The organism is Flavobacterium sp., from assembly GCF_036759525.1.
In the GTDB taxonomy this organism is placed as follows: domain Bacteria; phylum Bacteroidota; class Bacteroidia; order Flavobacteriales; family Flavobacteriaceae; genus Flavobacterium.
Genome location: NZ_DAIOUN010000016.1, coordinates 18,029 through 33,195 on the forward strand (window position 1 = coordinate 18,029; position 15,167 = coordinate 33,195).

A 15,167-nucleotide genomic window follows, 5' to 3' on the forward strand; every position below is an offset into this window, starting at 1 on the left:
CGTTGGGAAGGAGTGGCAATTTTAACTTACTATTTATGACATAATGTCATTCTTAAGAAATTGTTGTGCATAATTTATAATTATTTTGTCTTTTTATTAAGAAAAAATTAAGAGGCACAGAGTTTGATTAGTTTTTAAAAAAAATCTTAAAATATTAACAATGTAAAACAAAAAACTATGCCTGTATCTAAAAATCCTCAAATTAAATATTACCCTGTTAATAATGGTGATATGTCATTAATTACCTTAGCAGATAAAACAACAATTTTGGTTGACTGTAACATTAAAGTAGCATCAAAAGATGAAAATGATAAATCCGTATATGATGTGAAGAAGGATTTATTAGATTCCATACAGGATAGAGATGGAATTCCATATCTTGACGTGTTTATTTTAACACACGGAGATAAAGATCATTGCTTAGGATTTAAAGACAACTTTTATCAGGGAGATCCAAAAAAATATTCTAAAACTGATAAAGAAAATGGTCTCATAATGATGGATGCCATGTGGTTTTCACCAATGATAGCAGAGCAGTATACTAATGACCATGAAGATGCTTATCAACAAGAAGCAGAAAGAAGATTAGAAGTTCAAAGAAGTAATTCTGATGATAAGTTTTTGCCAGGTAATCGGATTAGAATAGTAGGTTATGATGGCAGTAAGCAATATGACGATCTTAATCATTTGAGATCGAAGCCGGGTGAATTGGTTACAAAATTTAATAACGTGGAACAAACAACTTTTTCGATTTTTATTCATGCTCCATTTAAAATACAACTTGATTCACCTGAAAAAGACAAGAATTCTGCAAGTATAGTATTTCAGGCAAGATTTAAAGAATATAGTTGGAATACTGATTTTTCATGTTTAGCAATGTTTGGAGGAGATTCTGACCACACAACTTGGAAGCAAATAGTTGAGAGAACTAAACGATATAAGAATGACGTAAATCATAATGCGTTAGATTGGGATATATTCATGACACCTCATCATTGCTCTTGGACATTTTTTAATGATACAAGTGAAGATGAACCAATAGAAACGTCAATAGAAGCCTTGGACTATGCTAGACAAGGAGCTTTTATAGTTGCTCCTTGTAAAAAAATTATTAATGACGATGATAATCCCCCACATTATGATGCAAAAAAAGAATACCTAAAAAAAGTTGAATCAAAAGAGAAATTCTTGAATACAGCAATTGAACCTAATGAAGATGAACCAAAACCAATAATTTTTGATATTACGGCAAATGGACCTGCACGAAAAAGTAATGAAAACACTAGTGGTGCTTTAACTTCATCAGGAGGTAGCGGGGCTGCTTCTACTATAATATCGCAGGGATAATGCTGTATAGTGATGACTTAAAAATATATCAAGGAGAAATTAGTCCTATTGTTTCTGAAGCAATTCAAGATATAAAAAAATATTTCAATAGAGACGACCTAAAGATTTACGTGTGGGATACTTTTAATATTGCTGTTGCTGCTGAATTTGAAATCTCGTTACCTTCTAGAGGTTCAATAGATAATCTTATATTATGTATTGAACCTATATTAATTAAGATTTCCTTAGCAAAATACCCTGAACGTGCTCCTACAATAATGTCAGATAGGAAAAATTTTCCAAAAAACAGATTGCCACATTTATATTATAGTGCTGATGGCAAACCAGCTGTTTTATGTTTAGTTAGAGCTAATCTGAACCAATGGTTCTCAACTGTAACAATGGCAGATTTTTTGCTTGTTGGTTCTCAATGGTTTTATAAAGCCGCCTCAGGTACACTTTTAAAGGATAATGATGAGTTTGACCCAGTTAGATTGGAAAATAACACATCAGGAAAACATATTTTCAAATATGAAACTTTTAGAGATATAGTAATCGAAAATAATCGGTTTGTCTCTCATTTTCCAATGGCTTTAATATTGAGTTGCATTTACGAGTCGCAAAATAGTTACAATGAAACATTTAAATCAATTACCGCTATTCCCTTTGTTACTCTCGAAATTTTTAATAATTCAATTAAACAAGTTTTTACAAAAATTTTCTCTTCAAAAGATAGTATTAAAGTTTTACCACTTTATTCTCTTTTGGTTTGGGACAATGAAAATTTAATTGAAAATTATTATAGTACAAATTTACCAACTACTTATGGAGAATTAAAAATTTTTCTAAATCTCAAAGGAATAGATATTGAATCTATGATTTTAAATATTGAAGAATTAGATATAAAATTTAGATTTTATTTACCTATAATTCATACTGTGAATAGACCAAAGAAAGTAATTGGATATGATGGGAATTATGAATTTTTTACTTATTTAATAGACTTGCCCGATGAAGGAATTATTGGTTTAAATGATCAAACTAAAATTTGTATTGCTTCACATTCAGAACCCTTTAGTTCCAAAATTGCTACAATGTTGAGTAATGAAAAAAGAGAAGCAAATACTTTATATGTCGGAGCTGGTTCATTAGGGTCTAAAATATTAATGCATGATGCAAGAATAGGGAAAATGAAAATGGGAGTTGTAGACAATGATAAATTTGAACAGCATAATCTTGGAAGGCATGTGTTGTATTCAAACAAAGTTGGTAAAAATAAAGCAGAAGCTATGATTGATGAAGTGAAGGGATTCTATACACTTGATACCACAAGTGATTTGTTATATTACGATAAATATGTTTCAGACCTAGAAGATGCTGACATAGACAAATATAGCTTAATAATAGATTCCACAGCTAGCCAACAAGTTTTACAGTTTTTAACTTTAAGAAACCTTAATAAAAACTCTATATATACACGTTGTGAACTTGTGGATGATGGTGAACTTGGATTGTTATATGTTGAAGGGAAAGACCGTAATCCTAGAATGGATGATTTAGTTAATTATACGTGTTTTTTAGCTACAAAAAATCCTGATTTAAAATTGTGGAGACTTAATGATGCTAAAAGAGAGCCTGACACATTGAACATTGGACTTGGATGTAATTCAATAACTACTATTATGCCGGATGATTTGATAAGTTTTCATGCCAGCACGTTTTCTCAGATACTGGCATCATATCCGATGGAAAGTTTTAGTGGAAAAGGGTTAATTTATTTAAATATTTCTAGAAAAAAGAATGGATTTCCAAAAATTTCAAATGAGTACATTGAGGTAGAGCCTTTTGAAATTTTTGAATGCCAAAATAATAGTGGATGGTCTTTGAGATTATTTTCAGGATTGAGCAATATACTTTTACAGTTGTGTAAACAGTATGGCAGGCAAGAAACAGGTGGAGTTTTGGTTGGCGTAGCAAACTATAAAACTAAGATTATCCACGTATTCGATGTTATTGAACAGCCTATAGATAGTGAAGGAACCCCTGTTGCTTTCACACGAGGTATAACAGGATTACCTAAACAAATTGATGATATAAAATTACAAACCGGAGAAGTTATCGGTTATATTGGAGAATGGCATACTCATCCAATGAACTTAGAAAAGTTAAGTATGACAGATTTAAAAACAATTGAAAAGCTAAAAGAGATCAATAAAAAAACTCCCATCCCAACCTGTGCTATAATTGTAACTCAAAAAAAAATTATCCCATTTGTTTTTAATTAGCATTTAAATATAAGGGAAAAGTAATTTTAAAATTGAAATTAACATATTAGTTAATTAGCATTGGACAATATAGTTTTATTTGTATTTCAGTTAAACATGCTGCTTGTTTTATTAAAGAGTTAATTTGATTATCGCTTAAAGATTTCAGATTGGTAGAAACAGATCTAGCAATTCTAAGTTCTTCAACAGTTGGTTGTTTTAATCTGATAACTGAATAATTAATTTTTTTTTCAAGGCTACTTTGGATAACCTCCCAATTTTTACCTTCTATATCCTCTCGCGAAATTTTGTGAGCATCTATGACCTCATCTAAAATAGCACCTCTCTTCAAATTGTCTATAAAACCTTTTATACAGCTATCAAAATCCCAACCTAAGGATTGGTAAGCAACCGATTTTTTATTGAATTTATAATTGTCATATACATGTTGTATCATTTGATAATTTTTTATTCTATTCATAAAAATATCGCTGGTCCTAACTAAAAGTTGCACTACGTTGTTGAAAGAATTTATTCTAGGCATCATGTTTCCCGCATCGCTGACTATAACAATATCACATACATACGAACTATTACCATGCGTTAACTTATGAACACCTTGATTGTCATAAACACCACCATCAACTAAACAAGGCTTAATTTTAGTATAATCTTTTTCATCTTTATAGTATTTTTTTTCTATGTAAATAGGTGTGAAAGCAAAAGGAACGCATGTAGAGGAAGCTACTGCCAAAGAGATTGGGAATTCATCAGGTATAAATTCAATTGATTTTTCACCATTAGAAGGGAATTCATATGAAGAATCACTCATTTTATTCTTAGAAAATGTAAACGGCCTTCCTGTTTCTACGTTTGTAGCATTTATAGCTATTATTGGAGTTTTATTGAAGTCTTTAAGTGTTTTGTTTTCAAAAAACCATTTAGAATATAGCCTATTTATTATTTCACTGACAGGAAATATTCTAAATTGAAATTTAATTATTATAAAAATCGTTATTAATAATAATGGTGTTGAAGCCCAAGCATATTTTGTAAACAATAAAAATATTAATAAGCCGATTATTGATAGACTTGTTGTAATTATAGTTATAAATCGAAATGAAAAATATATTCCTCTAATAATGCTTTTTTTTACAATGCTTACAAGCCCTTTATCAAAACTTTCAAAATCATTCCCTTTTAGACCATAAAGAGCTCCTGTTATAGATCCTCCTGAGATAGTCGAAATTACATCAACTTTATCTAAGAGTTCCATTTCCTTTAACTTTCTTAATGTCCCTAAATGATATATTGTAGCTCTGTAGCCTCCACCTGATAAACTTAAACCTATTCTCCTATCATTTTTCATACTTTATTTTTAAATCGTGATATCAAATTTCGATAATATTATATATTAAATGCTTTTTCCATCAATTCCTGTTCGCTTCTGGAAATTCCGATTTCATTTGCCATTGTTTTCCATTTGTTTGTAACTTCTAAGACTTCTTGTATAATTACCTCCATTTGATTATTGTTTAAACGGAAATATTTACCTACACTTTTTGCTAAATCGAAATCCAATTCATTGTTATCAGTATCAATATTTAAGGCTAAGCCGTCTTTGTCTATGGAAGGATTGAGGTCATAAGCCGGAGATAATATCCAACCTTCTTTGGTTAGTATAAATCCGTGGTTTCTTAAATGATCATCGGTGTTGGAAATGGCTATGTTGAAAATTATTCTTCGCCATAGTTGGTGTAGGTTGGCTTCTATGTTTGCTCCGTGATTACTTATGAATTCTGCTATGTCTAAGTAGCTTGCTTGGTTGTCTCGAATGGTGTCTTCATTATTTCCGGTCATTGTCATTGCGGATGCAAAGTGGATTCGTTCTCCGTTTTCACGGTCGAAACGTTTTGTAAAAAAGGTGTGGTGTTTGCCTAAAATTCTTTCCATACGACAAGGTGCCATTTCAATACCAGCCTTAGTTGCCAATTGATACGCTAAAAATTCCCAAGCTGCTTTGTCAATGGTATCTGTTTTGGATGGAAATTTGGCAATCCAAAGACTTTTATCTGCGTCTAGAATATTGGCTTTGGGGCGAGCACCCCCTAATGATGAACCGGGTGCCATCAATACAGTTAGCCATCGATTTACTTCTTCATTATCCGTATCATTTTCAAAGATATGTGCTGCGTTCTGCAATTCTCTAATGGACGACCAAGGTGGTGTGGGAGCTGTTTTATTATTGTCTAAGAAGTCTCCATCTAAATCTGTTTTAAAACGCAATGCTCCCATACGACTTTCATCGTAAACTCCTAACAAATAATCAATGTCGTAGAGTGTTTTAGGCTTTTCTTTTTTCTCTTTTGCCTTTTGTGCTTCCCTACGTTTCATTAGTGTGCGTCCCCAAGTATCGGGCATACTGTCGAGAAAAATCCCGAAGTTCTCTTTTTGATTTGGATATTGTGGCCCACCATACAATTGTATGTCGGGGTCGAGTAAGAATTGTTGTCCTGATTTGAGCCAGTCCTTATCGTACTCAAAGCTAAATGCTTTCTTGCCTTTGGCTTGTTGTGCAGACAAAATACCAACTATCTTTGGTTCTTGCATTCCAATCCAATGAGCGTAAACGTATATATCGGTTTTTGTGGACATTTTGATTTTTATTTAAGTAGTTCTAGGTCTTGGAGTTTTCTTCCCAGTTCGTCGTCTGCAGCTAGTTTTAGAAAATCATCTTGTAGGCCTAACACTCGTAGTACATTGAAATAGGCACCCATAGCCACACTTGGGCTTCCTTGCTCAATTAGGTGTAAAGTTGATCTCGCAATATCAGCTCTTTCCGCCACTTGAATCATCGTAAGTTTTCGCCTTTTACGAGCCATCTTTATATTTTCTCCCATCTGCTCTAATACTTTCTCGTATTTTGGAAAAACGGATTGCTTTTTACTGGTTGTTGCCATATCAAATGTTTGTTATTCTGAACAAATATACTATTTATGTTTGAAATAACAAACATAATGGTTTTTAGTTGTGGTATAACTTTGGCAAAAAAACCTACTTTTTGCCAAAATTATATAGCAGATTTCTTTTGTTGCGTATTGAGATATACTTTGTATTGCAAACGATAAACTAAAATATTGATAGTAAACTAATGTGGTTTATTGTGTAAAAACAGGTTTATTATTTTGTTTATGAGGTGTTTACTGTTTAACAATTTTTCCACCCACTTATTCACCCACTTATTCACCCACTTTTAGATGTTAATTTCTCTTGAATTGAAAATTATTATTTTTTATTATTCAATAAATCAGCTGCTTAGCAATACGACATAAAGAGATTGTAGGTTAATTATCTACCCACCTTTTCTACCCACTTTCTTGTCTTCACTACTCTATTTTTCAATAATTGAGACAAATATTGAACATTGCGATATGCAATAGGGTCTATGATCATTTATAGTTGTTTTGTCAGGTTGAACCTGATTATTTTACTACGAAACATCTTTTTTATCAGTTAAGCTTTGGCAATGAATAGGATTTAATGCCAAAACTTAATCGTATTCAAAGGAGTCAATGAAAAACTTTAGATTGTATAATTCAAGTACACACTCGTCTTCTAAATCTTCGTTTTTTAGTTGGTCTATTTCTATGAAGGATAGGTCGTTTGCAAAGGATTTTTCACCGATTAAATGTTCGATGTGAACGTATAAAGCTTCTCTAAGTCTCGGGTTGTCTTTATGAACAATGTAGTTTTTGAGTAATACTTTGATGCCAAATTCGTGTGGTTTTCCAGGGACTTCTAATGGTAGAAAATATATTTCACTAATCCTTAGGCTAATACCATAAAATTCTAGTGGTTTATCGGTGCCGTTCTCGTAGGCATCTATATCTATTTCGGGTTGTAGAAATGCTGTTATTTTCCAACGTTCCAGTTTTGGGGCGTGAAAGACCAATAATTCTACTTCTTTGAACAGATAGGGATTTCCGTGGGCTGTTATAATCAGTTCGGATTTCTCGGTTCCGGATTTTATGATGTAGCCCAAATCTTTGTTGTATTCTTTCATAACTTGGGTTAATGCATTTAATTTTTCTAAAGTGACTTCTTTTGGAAGATCGTTTAAAAGAAAGAGAGCTATGTTTTCTTTTTGGAATAGTTGCCAGAAGTTTTGAATTGGATTCATTTTTTTGAGGTGCTAAGGTTATTGGAACGCGGATGAAACAGATTCGCCGGGGCGAAACGCGGATTATTACTGATTTTTATCTTTTGTCTTGAACTGTTTTTTCAAATGCTATTAAATTAACCATCTCCCTTAATCGGGAGCGAACTCGGTTGCCGTAATGGGTTTCTATTTCTGTGGCTGATAGGTTTGTGGTAATGTGGGTTTTTAGTTTTTTAGAGATGAATAGATCATATCTGCTTAATAGAATTTCTGCCATTACGTTGCACTCGTTTCCGAAGTATTTTAGGTTGTTTTCTGTGCCTAAATCGTCGAAGCAATAGGTTCTTGGTTCGGATTGGTAGAGTTTGCCGATGCTGTATTTGTGGATTATTTGGTAGCCGTCCTGGATAAATTCAAAGCTGATGTCACGACAGGGTTTTACGTAGAATTTGTGTTCGGTTGCTGTTAGGTATTTCATTAGGTTCATAAGTGATGTTTTTCCACAACCTATTGGTCCGGTTAATAATATTCCCTTGTCGAGGTTTATTCCATATTGAAAGCAAGTTGGTTCGTCTTTAAGAAAATAGGCAATGAGTTTGTACACGATTGGGTAATCGGTTTCTATTATTTTGAAATGATTGCCGTATAGTTCAATGCCTTTGTTTTCTAGCCATATTATGACTTCTGAATAGCTGTAGTGGGATTTTATATTTTCATTCATTGGGTTGTTTTTTGTTCGCTAAAGCGAAGGTTTTGGAACACGGATGACACAGATTAAACAGATTTACACGGATTTGATAGCTTCGCTATAATGGATTTACGCGGATTTCATTTGTGCTATTTATAGAGTTTTATATTTAACCGCAAAGTCCGCAAAGGATTACGCAATCCCGAAAGCTTTCGGGACGCAAAGCCCTTCGACAGGCTCAGGGTGACAGTTCAGGTTAAAGAGGTTCGGCATAGTTTTTATCGGTTGCTGTGTTAAGGTGTTTTGGTCGATTTGTCGGTGTTGTGTCGGTGTTGTGATTGAAATTGACGCTGTTTATTATCCAATTTTGAGCAGCTGCTTGCCAATTGATCATTGGGATTTTGCCACCGACTAGCCAACCTACACTGGAGAAATAATTGAAGAATTTTTGTGCTTCGAGTCCCGGGAAGTTGTTTTCTTGAAAATAGGTTTTGACAATTTCTATTGTTGGCTTCTCGACTTTGCTCGAAGTGAAAACAAATTCTTTTTCTTTTTTTTTCGCGGAACTTTTTTCTTCTTTTGATTTTTGATTTTTTAATTGAATATTATTTTCTTCTTCAATTTTTTTTGCTTGCTCGTTCAAGTTTGCAACGTTTTTTTCGTTTGAACTGTTTGTATTGTTTATATAGTTTATAGAAGGTACTACTGCTTGTTCAGTACTTGTTTCATTACTAGTACAAGACTTGTTCAGCGCTTGTTCTGAAACCGATTCAATAAGTGGTTCATTTTTTAGTTTTCTCTCACTTTTTGGAGCTGGTTTTAGGTCTTCGGAAAAATTGAATAAAATGACGTGACTTCCCTTAAATGGATTGTAGGATGGCTCGTAGTTGATGTAACCCAAACTGTGTAAGTTCTTCAGGCATTTGTGATAGGTTGCTTTGGAACTGATTTTGCTTATTCGCATTACCTCATCGCGATTAATGCTGATAGGGTTTTTGAAGCGGTTGCAGTTCCAAAACTGGAATAAGGCCATATATAGGCTGACATGGGTTGGATTTAGTGCTTTGTCGAGTACTACTTTTTCGAAGAAGCCGGTTAAATGCTTTATGTAATTCATTTGGACGTATTAAGATTGGAGTATTAAGTATTAAGACTGATTGCTTGAACTGCGTTCAAGCGTTGACCTGCTTTGCAGGAGATACTTCGACAAGCTCAGTATGACAAATTTCCACCTTATTTGAAAAGCGTTGGTATTGCGTTTGTTTTGTTGGTGTTTAGTAGTCTATCGATGTCGGCATTGTCATAATAGAGTGTGCCACCGATTTTGGTGTAGGTTAGGGTTCCATTGATGCGGAGGTTTTGGAGTGTTCCTGGGGATATGTTTAATAGCTTGATGACTTCTTTTGATTTGAGCCATTTTTTTGAGGTTGCGTTATCATCCCCTTTTATAATTTTTTTGATATCAGCTAAAAGTTCATTTTTGAATTGATAGAGGTCTTCTTTTGTTAGGATTTCTAGTGTCATAGGATTTGATTTTAATTAGTATCAATTGTTTTACTATTACAAAATACCTTCTATTTTATTTCATTTTATCCCAATACGTTTCGTAGTACCGATAAAATTTAACATCAAAATTTAATCAAGCACCGTTGTTGCTGGCTTCTTATTTTTGATTTTATATGACTTGATTATTATTTTGGAAAAGAAATGATACTTTTTATCATTTTGTTAGAGTGTTGTAAATAAAAAAAGCAGTAAACTCCAATTAAATTAGGTGTTTACTGCCTTGTGCTTTCGTAGTTACGATATTAGTCCATATCCTCTTTTGCCATTTTTTGTTGTAGATTGAGTGTGAGTTCTTCCAAGAATTTGGTTTTACTGCTTTTACGAGCCTTGATTTCGGAATATGTTTTGTAGATATTATCTAGTTTGATGTTGAAAAAATCTTCGAATGATGAGGTAATCAAATTGATATCAGCGGCTCCGTGATTGATTGCTCCATTGGAAAATAAGGCATAAATTAATTCTGTTAAAGCTGTTTTTGGACCTGTCCAAACGATTACCTTGTGCTTTTTTTCTTCAAAAATTTCAGAGTCATCTACTTTCAGGCGTTTTAAAGCTTGACGGATGTAATGTATGAAACGATACATTGCTTTTACTTTTGCCCAAAGCATATCTTGTGCCGTTGAAAATTCCGGAAACTGATAATAATCTGTCATTGGTGTAAATGGGAAATTATTCCGATGGTTTCGGGTAAAGAATTGATGGTCTAAATAACTATATCCCTGTTCCATGTAATGTACAAAGTCGGCATTTTTATAAAAGAACTTGTTTATTTTACGTAGTTCTTTTTGTAAAAATTGTACTTTATAGGTTGTTCCAGCTTTTGGCATTCTCAATTCGCATGACCTTACTTCAGTGAAGAAAATCAATAAACTCATAGGAATAGGTTTATTATTTTTAAAGAAATCAATTTCTTCGGGAACTGTATTAAAATCTCGTTTGTCCACAATCTCTTTTAAACTGGATAAGGTTTGATTACACAATATGATTCCTTTACTTGCTTTATTGAGCATGGTATCATTTGATTCTAAAATTTCGTTACAGTTTGTATTGAAAGCTTCGATTGTCTTCTTGAACATCATTTAAAAATTAGTTGCACATTGGTTTACCGTATTAAGATATTGACTTAAAGTCGTTTTGAATCGTATTCATTACTTCCATGGTATAATTGTCGCGAGCCTGCACATAAGCCACTTTAGGGATTATTTTGGCTCCCACTTTTCTTTTTTCAAAAGAAGCCGAAACCCCAAAATCGATTTGCGAGAAGTTTAATTCATTGGCTCTTTTTATGGTTTGAAATAGTAGTTGACGATATAGATTGAATTCTTTTGCCCATCTATAATCCATACCAATAAGTTCCGGTACGTAAGTGTGGTTTTGATTTTTGTAGCAAAACATAACACCTACTAAAGGACTATTTTCTACTGTATTGAGGTGTAGTAAAATGAATTCCCAATTTGGACAATCATTCATTTTTTCAAAAACCGATTTGGCGTATTGGAATGTATTGATTGCATAATTATTGTTTTTTACATTTTCATACAGATTATATGCTACTTCCATTTCTTGATTGTTTAAGCTGTCTTTAATTTTTATGTTATAGTATTTTTCAAAAGGTATAATCTCTTTATTAAAATGCTTGCGGGAACGAGGTGATAGTATTTTTGAAAAGTCCTCGTAACTATCCCATTTTTCTGCATTATACACACAAGATTCTGGCATATTAATTTTGAAATATCCTTGTTCTTGAATGACTTTATCCAAAGTATTTTTCTCTTCAAAATCTCTTAGAACCAGCATGTCCGCTTTTATATCATTGTATTTTTCTTCTAGTTTATCTAATAGTAATTTTACTGCTTTTTCAGCCAGTTCTTCTTCGTGATTGATATAATAATGTTTTCCTTCCGTGAAAAGACAGCCCAAGCTTATTACTTTGGAAGTTAGATGAAACGGATTAGTTTTTCTGATTTCTTCAAGCTGTTTGGAAACTGATTCTGTAGCTAACATATCATCTTTCCACAAACCAAAAGTTCCGAATGTTATTAGTAATATTTTACCCTTTTTATCTTTTATTGTATAATAAAAGAATTCCCAATTATTGTATTGGTCTATGCTGTTTTTGAAGGCCTTTTCCAGATATGCTAGACCTTCCCAATCGAAAATATTATTTTTACCCATTAATTTATTCCAATCATTTTTATCAATATCATTAATCGTATTTTTTTCTTCAATTGTGATCTCATCATAAGTTTGCTTTTTGATATGAATAGTATTATCGAGACTTAGACCGAAAGCCTTTCGTACTTTTTCATCACTATTGTTTGTTTCTTCTAAAGCTTTAGGATAATGGTATTTCATTGCTTCTGCTAGTTCGTGAATGTCTTGCTTTTGGTTGTGACTTGACAGCGTGATTCTAATACCAGTATTCTTGATTGGAACAGCTGGGTAAATCCCTAGATTGAGAAAAAATCCTTCATTAAACAAGCGATGGACAAAATTATAAGATGCTATTGGAGTTCCCATTCCTAAAAAGAACACTGGAGAGTCATTTTTGGAAATGATAGGTAGATTGCCTTGTGATAGTAGATGGTTGAAATACCCAATCTTAGCTGCTAGTTCTTCTTGTCTAATTGTAATTTCCGGTGACAAGTGAATATTAGCTGAAGCAATTGCCGCTCCGACTGAAGCAGGTTCTAATTGAGCGGAAAAGGTTAAGGGACCACCAAAGTTTTTAATCTTATCACGAAGTTTTTGGTTTTTGCAAAACAACGTTGCTCCACTAGCTCCAAAGGTTTTGCTTAATGTTCCAACGACCACAATATTTTCAGGAAGTTCCTTAATACTATCGAAAACGAATCCTGTGCCGTTTTTACCTATCCAACTCATGCCGTGTACATCATCAAAATAGAGGTGTAATTGACTATATTTTTTGGTTAATTCAATTAGTTCTGCAATAGGAGCATAATCTCCAAACATAGAATATACACCATCAGCCATGTACCAAATCTTATCACATTTAGAAGAAAGCTGTTTTATTTTTTCTTCCAACATGTTTAAATTGTTGTGTCTAATCATCTCCACGGGAATACCTCTTAGTTTTAATAATTGACAGGCATTCTGTACACTCCAATGCACTTGATGATCCATAATTACACCATCTTCATCTCTTAATAACGTTGGAATTATTGCCAAATGCCCCAATGTACTGTTTTTGGTAATGATTGGTGGAATACCATACATCTCTTCGATTTTTGCTTCCAGTTCGCTGTAGAGCGGATGCGAAATGTATGATTTTGAAAGTGGGAATTGTGTGCCGTAATTCCTTATTGCCTGAATAGCCGCTTCTTTGATCCTATCATCTTGCTCTAAACCTAAGTAGCCCGTTGTTCCAAAGTGATACATTTCTTTTCCTTTGATTTGAATCGTTCTGCCTGTTAGTTTTTTGTCTTCTGCGTAGAGATGCAACACACCTACATTTTTTGCACCTGATAAAACTTCATCGACCGTATCGATGAAATTGTTGTGTTTGATTTTTGCCATTTTTTATTGAAATTGGTTAGTTAGTTTTTTTATTTAAATTGCTCTAATCATGATTTAGTTTTTAAATTTCAATATAAAATTTGATATGATTTGTATTACATTATTCATTGCTCCGTTTGTGACAAGTTATATTCCCGATTTGACAAGAAATCTTATATTTTTCATCAAATTATCCCAAATTGACAATAAGAATGATTAAAATTGTTTTTATTTTTGTTAAATTCTAACCAACACTCCATAAAACATGATTGCAGCTCATGACACTTATGAGAATGAGCATGCCCTATTTTGGGTTGAAAACGGCATTCTCTTTTTTGAATATAAACCTGATACCATTCTTAATTTGAATGTTGCAAAACGAGTTGTGGCTGATCGTATTCAATTTCAAAATGAGAAATACTATCCAGTGCTATGTGATATCAGAGGCATTATCGATACGGACAAATCGGGTAGGGATTATCTAGCACAATCAGGTTCCTTATTGACAAAAGCTGTGGGTTTGATAGTACATCAGAAAGTATCTTTAACTATTAGTAATTTTTATCTGCAAGTAAGCAAGCCCACTGTGCCAACTAAACTTTTTACTACTAAAGAGGAAGGTATCGCTTATTTAAAAAACTATCTATAACTATTCAGACAATAAACCAATGAATCAATCTCATAATCAGGATAGAGTTGTTGCTTTGCATCAAATGTTATTTGAAATGGCGAGGGGTAATTTTAGCAATCGAATTCCTTTGAGTTCGTATGATGACGAATTGGAAACTTTGGTTGTTTTAGTTAATATGGTTGCTGAAGAAATGAAAGAATCTATTTTCCATGCCGGTTATGTAAATCCTCACAGCACCTATCGATTTATTACGCAAACTAACTTGCTATTGGACCATTTGTTTTTTGTTAAAAGTTTTAATCCAGCAGTACTTACTGTATTAGGTTATGAGAGTTTTGACCTGATTGGTCATTCTCTAGAAACATTTTTAACTCCTGATTCCTATCAGAAATTGAATATTGTTAAAGAAGCTTTTCATGATAACATTTCTACTCAAACGATGATTCCTTTACAGTTTTTAACTAAAGATCAACTGATATTTACTGCCGATTGTTCAATCACCAAATTGTCTAACCGAGATGAACTTATTTTGAGTTTTGTTGTGTCAGTACCTCAAAATACTAACGTTTCATTAGAATCAAAAAATACTGAAGAATTAGAAAAGCAAACTAATTCCAGAAAAACAGATGCTCTTTTGATTCAAAAAGTTTATGATTATATACTTGCCCATTTGGAAGAGCCATTACCTTCTTTGAAAGAATTGTCTAAGTATTTTGGTACCAATGAATATAAACTAAAAGACGGATTCCGGCATTTCTTTAAAACCAGTATCTATAAGTTTTACACTTTAGAACGATTGAAAAGAGCCTGCCTAATGATTCAGCAAACTACCATACCCTTAAAGAATATTGCTATGATGAATGGTTTTACCGACTATCCTAATTTTTCAAAATCGTTTAAAAAGCAATTTGGAATATCACCCAATGAAGTTGTCCGAAGTGTTGTTAATGATACTTATGACACAACTGATTAATTACTAGTGAGTTTATCCTTTTTGGATAAGTAAACCTCCCGATG

The 15,167-nt window shown here is 32.9% G+C and carries 13 protein-coding genes; 4 read left to right on the forward strand and 9 right to left on the reverse strand.

Annotated features, from left to right (window positions below):
- Positions 1-177 precede the first annotated feature (177 nt).
- Together V7M80_RS10650 and V7M80_RS10655 are read left to right on the forward strand one after the other, a co-directional pair.
- Positions 178-1,347 carry a hypothetical protein gene (locus tag V7M80_RS10650; RefSeq protein ID WP_333696000.1) on the forward strand — a complete coding sequence of 390 codons (1,170 nt, stop codon included), beginning with the start codon at positions 178-180 and terminating at the stop codon, positions 1,345-1,347.
- Positions 1,347-3,611 (forward strand): ThiF family adenylyltransferase, encoded by a 2,265-nt coding sequence (locus V7M80_RS10655; protein WP_333696001.1) that lies wholly within the window; start codon positions 1,347-1,349, stop codon positions 3,609-3,611. The genes V7M80_RS10650 and V7M80_RS10655 overlap by 1 nt, the downstream gene beginning before the upstream one ends.
- Before the next feature lie 46 nt (positions 3,612-3,657).
- Here the strand turns inward: V7M80_RS10655 and V7M80_RS10660 are convergent, their stop codons facing one another.
- From V7M80_RS10660 to V7M80_RS10700, 9 genes are all read right to left on the reverse strand, one after another.
- Positions 3,658-4,959 (reverse strand): patatin-like phospholipase family protein, encoded by a 1,302-nt coding sequence (locus V7M80_RS10660; protein WP_333696003.1) that lies wholly within the window; start codon positions 4,957-4,959, stop codon positions 3,658-3,660.
- A 38-nt stretch (positions 4,960-4,997) separates the two neighbouring features.
- A complete protein-coding gene (locus V7M80_RS10665; protein WP_333696004.1) occupies positions 4,998-6,245 on the reverse strand; it encodes a type II toxin-antitoxin system HipA family toxin in 1,248 nt (415 codons plus the stop codon).
- Between the two features lie 8 nt (positions 6,246-6,253).
- Positions 6,254-6,550: a helix-turn-helix domain-containing protein gene (locus V7M80_RS10670; protein ID WP_333696006.1), complete on the reverse strand. Its 297-nt coding sequence runs from the start codon at positions 6,548-6,550 to the stop codon at positions 6,254-6,256.
- Positions 6,551-7,140: 590 nt separating this feature from the next.
- Complete coding sequence (locus V7M80_RS10675) at positions 7,141-7,770, reverse strand: hypothetical protein (RefSeq protein ID WP_333696007.1); 630 nt, start codon at positions 7,768-7,770, stop codon at positions 7,141-7,143.
- A 76-nt stretch (positions 7,771-7,846) separates the two neighbouring features.
- Complete coding sequence (locus tag V7M80_RS10680; protein WP_333696008.1) at positions 7,847-8,470, reverse strand: ATPase; 624 nt, start codon at positions 8,468-8,470, stop codon at positions 7,847-7,849.
- A gap of 223 nt (positions 8,471-8,693) precedes the next feature.
- Entirely contained in the window at positions 8,694-9,554 is an 861-nt protein-coding gene (locus V7M80_RS10685) for a transcriptional regulator (protein ID WP_333696009.1), read from the reverse strand.
- A gap of 116 nt (positions 9,555-9,670) precedes the next feature.
- Positions 9,671-9,961 (reverse strand): helix-turn-helix domain-containing protein, encoded by a 291-nt coding sequence (locus V7M80_RS10690; RefSeq protein WP_333696010.1) that lies wholly within the window; start codon positions 9,959-9,961, stop codon positions 9,671-9,673.
- 284 nt (positions 9,962-10,245) lie between these two features.
- The gene (locus V7M80_RS10695; protein WP_333696012.1) at positions 10,246-11,082 is read right to left on the reverse strand and encodes an RteC domain-containing protein; all 837 of its coding nucleotides are present in this window, start codon (positions 11,080-11,082) and stop codon (positions 10,246-10,248) included.
- A 31-nt stretch (positions 11,083-11,113) separates the two neighbouring features.
- Complete coding sequence (locus tag V7M80_RS10700) at positions 11,114-13,540, reverse strand: aminotransferase class I/II-fold pyridoxal phosphate-dependent enzyme (protein WP_333696013.1); 2,427 nt, start codon at positions 13,538-13,540, stop codon at positions 11,114-11,116.
- Positions 13,541-13,784: 244 nt separating this feature from the next.
- On the opposite strand from V7M80_RS10700, the gene V7M80_RS10705 reads away from it, so the two are divergent.
- Both V7M80_RS10705 and V7M80_RS10710 read left to right on the forward strand, forming a co-directional pair.
- Entirely contained in the window at positions 13,785-14,168 is a 384-nt protein-coding gene (locus V7M80_RS10705; protein WP_333696014.1) for a DUF7793 family protein, read from the forward strand.
- A 19-nt stretch (positions 14,169-14,187) separates the two neighbouring features.
- Positions 14,188-15,123 (forward strand): helix-turn-helix transcriptional regulator, encoded by a 936-nt coding sequence (locus V7M80_RS10710; RefSeq protein ID WP_333696016.1) that lies wholly within the window; start codon positions 14,188-14,190, stop codon positions 15,121-15,123.
- The last annotated feature ends 44 nt before the right edge of the window (positions 15,124-15,167 follow it).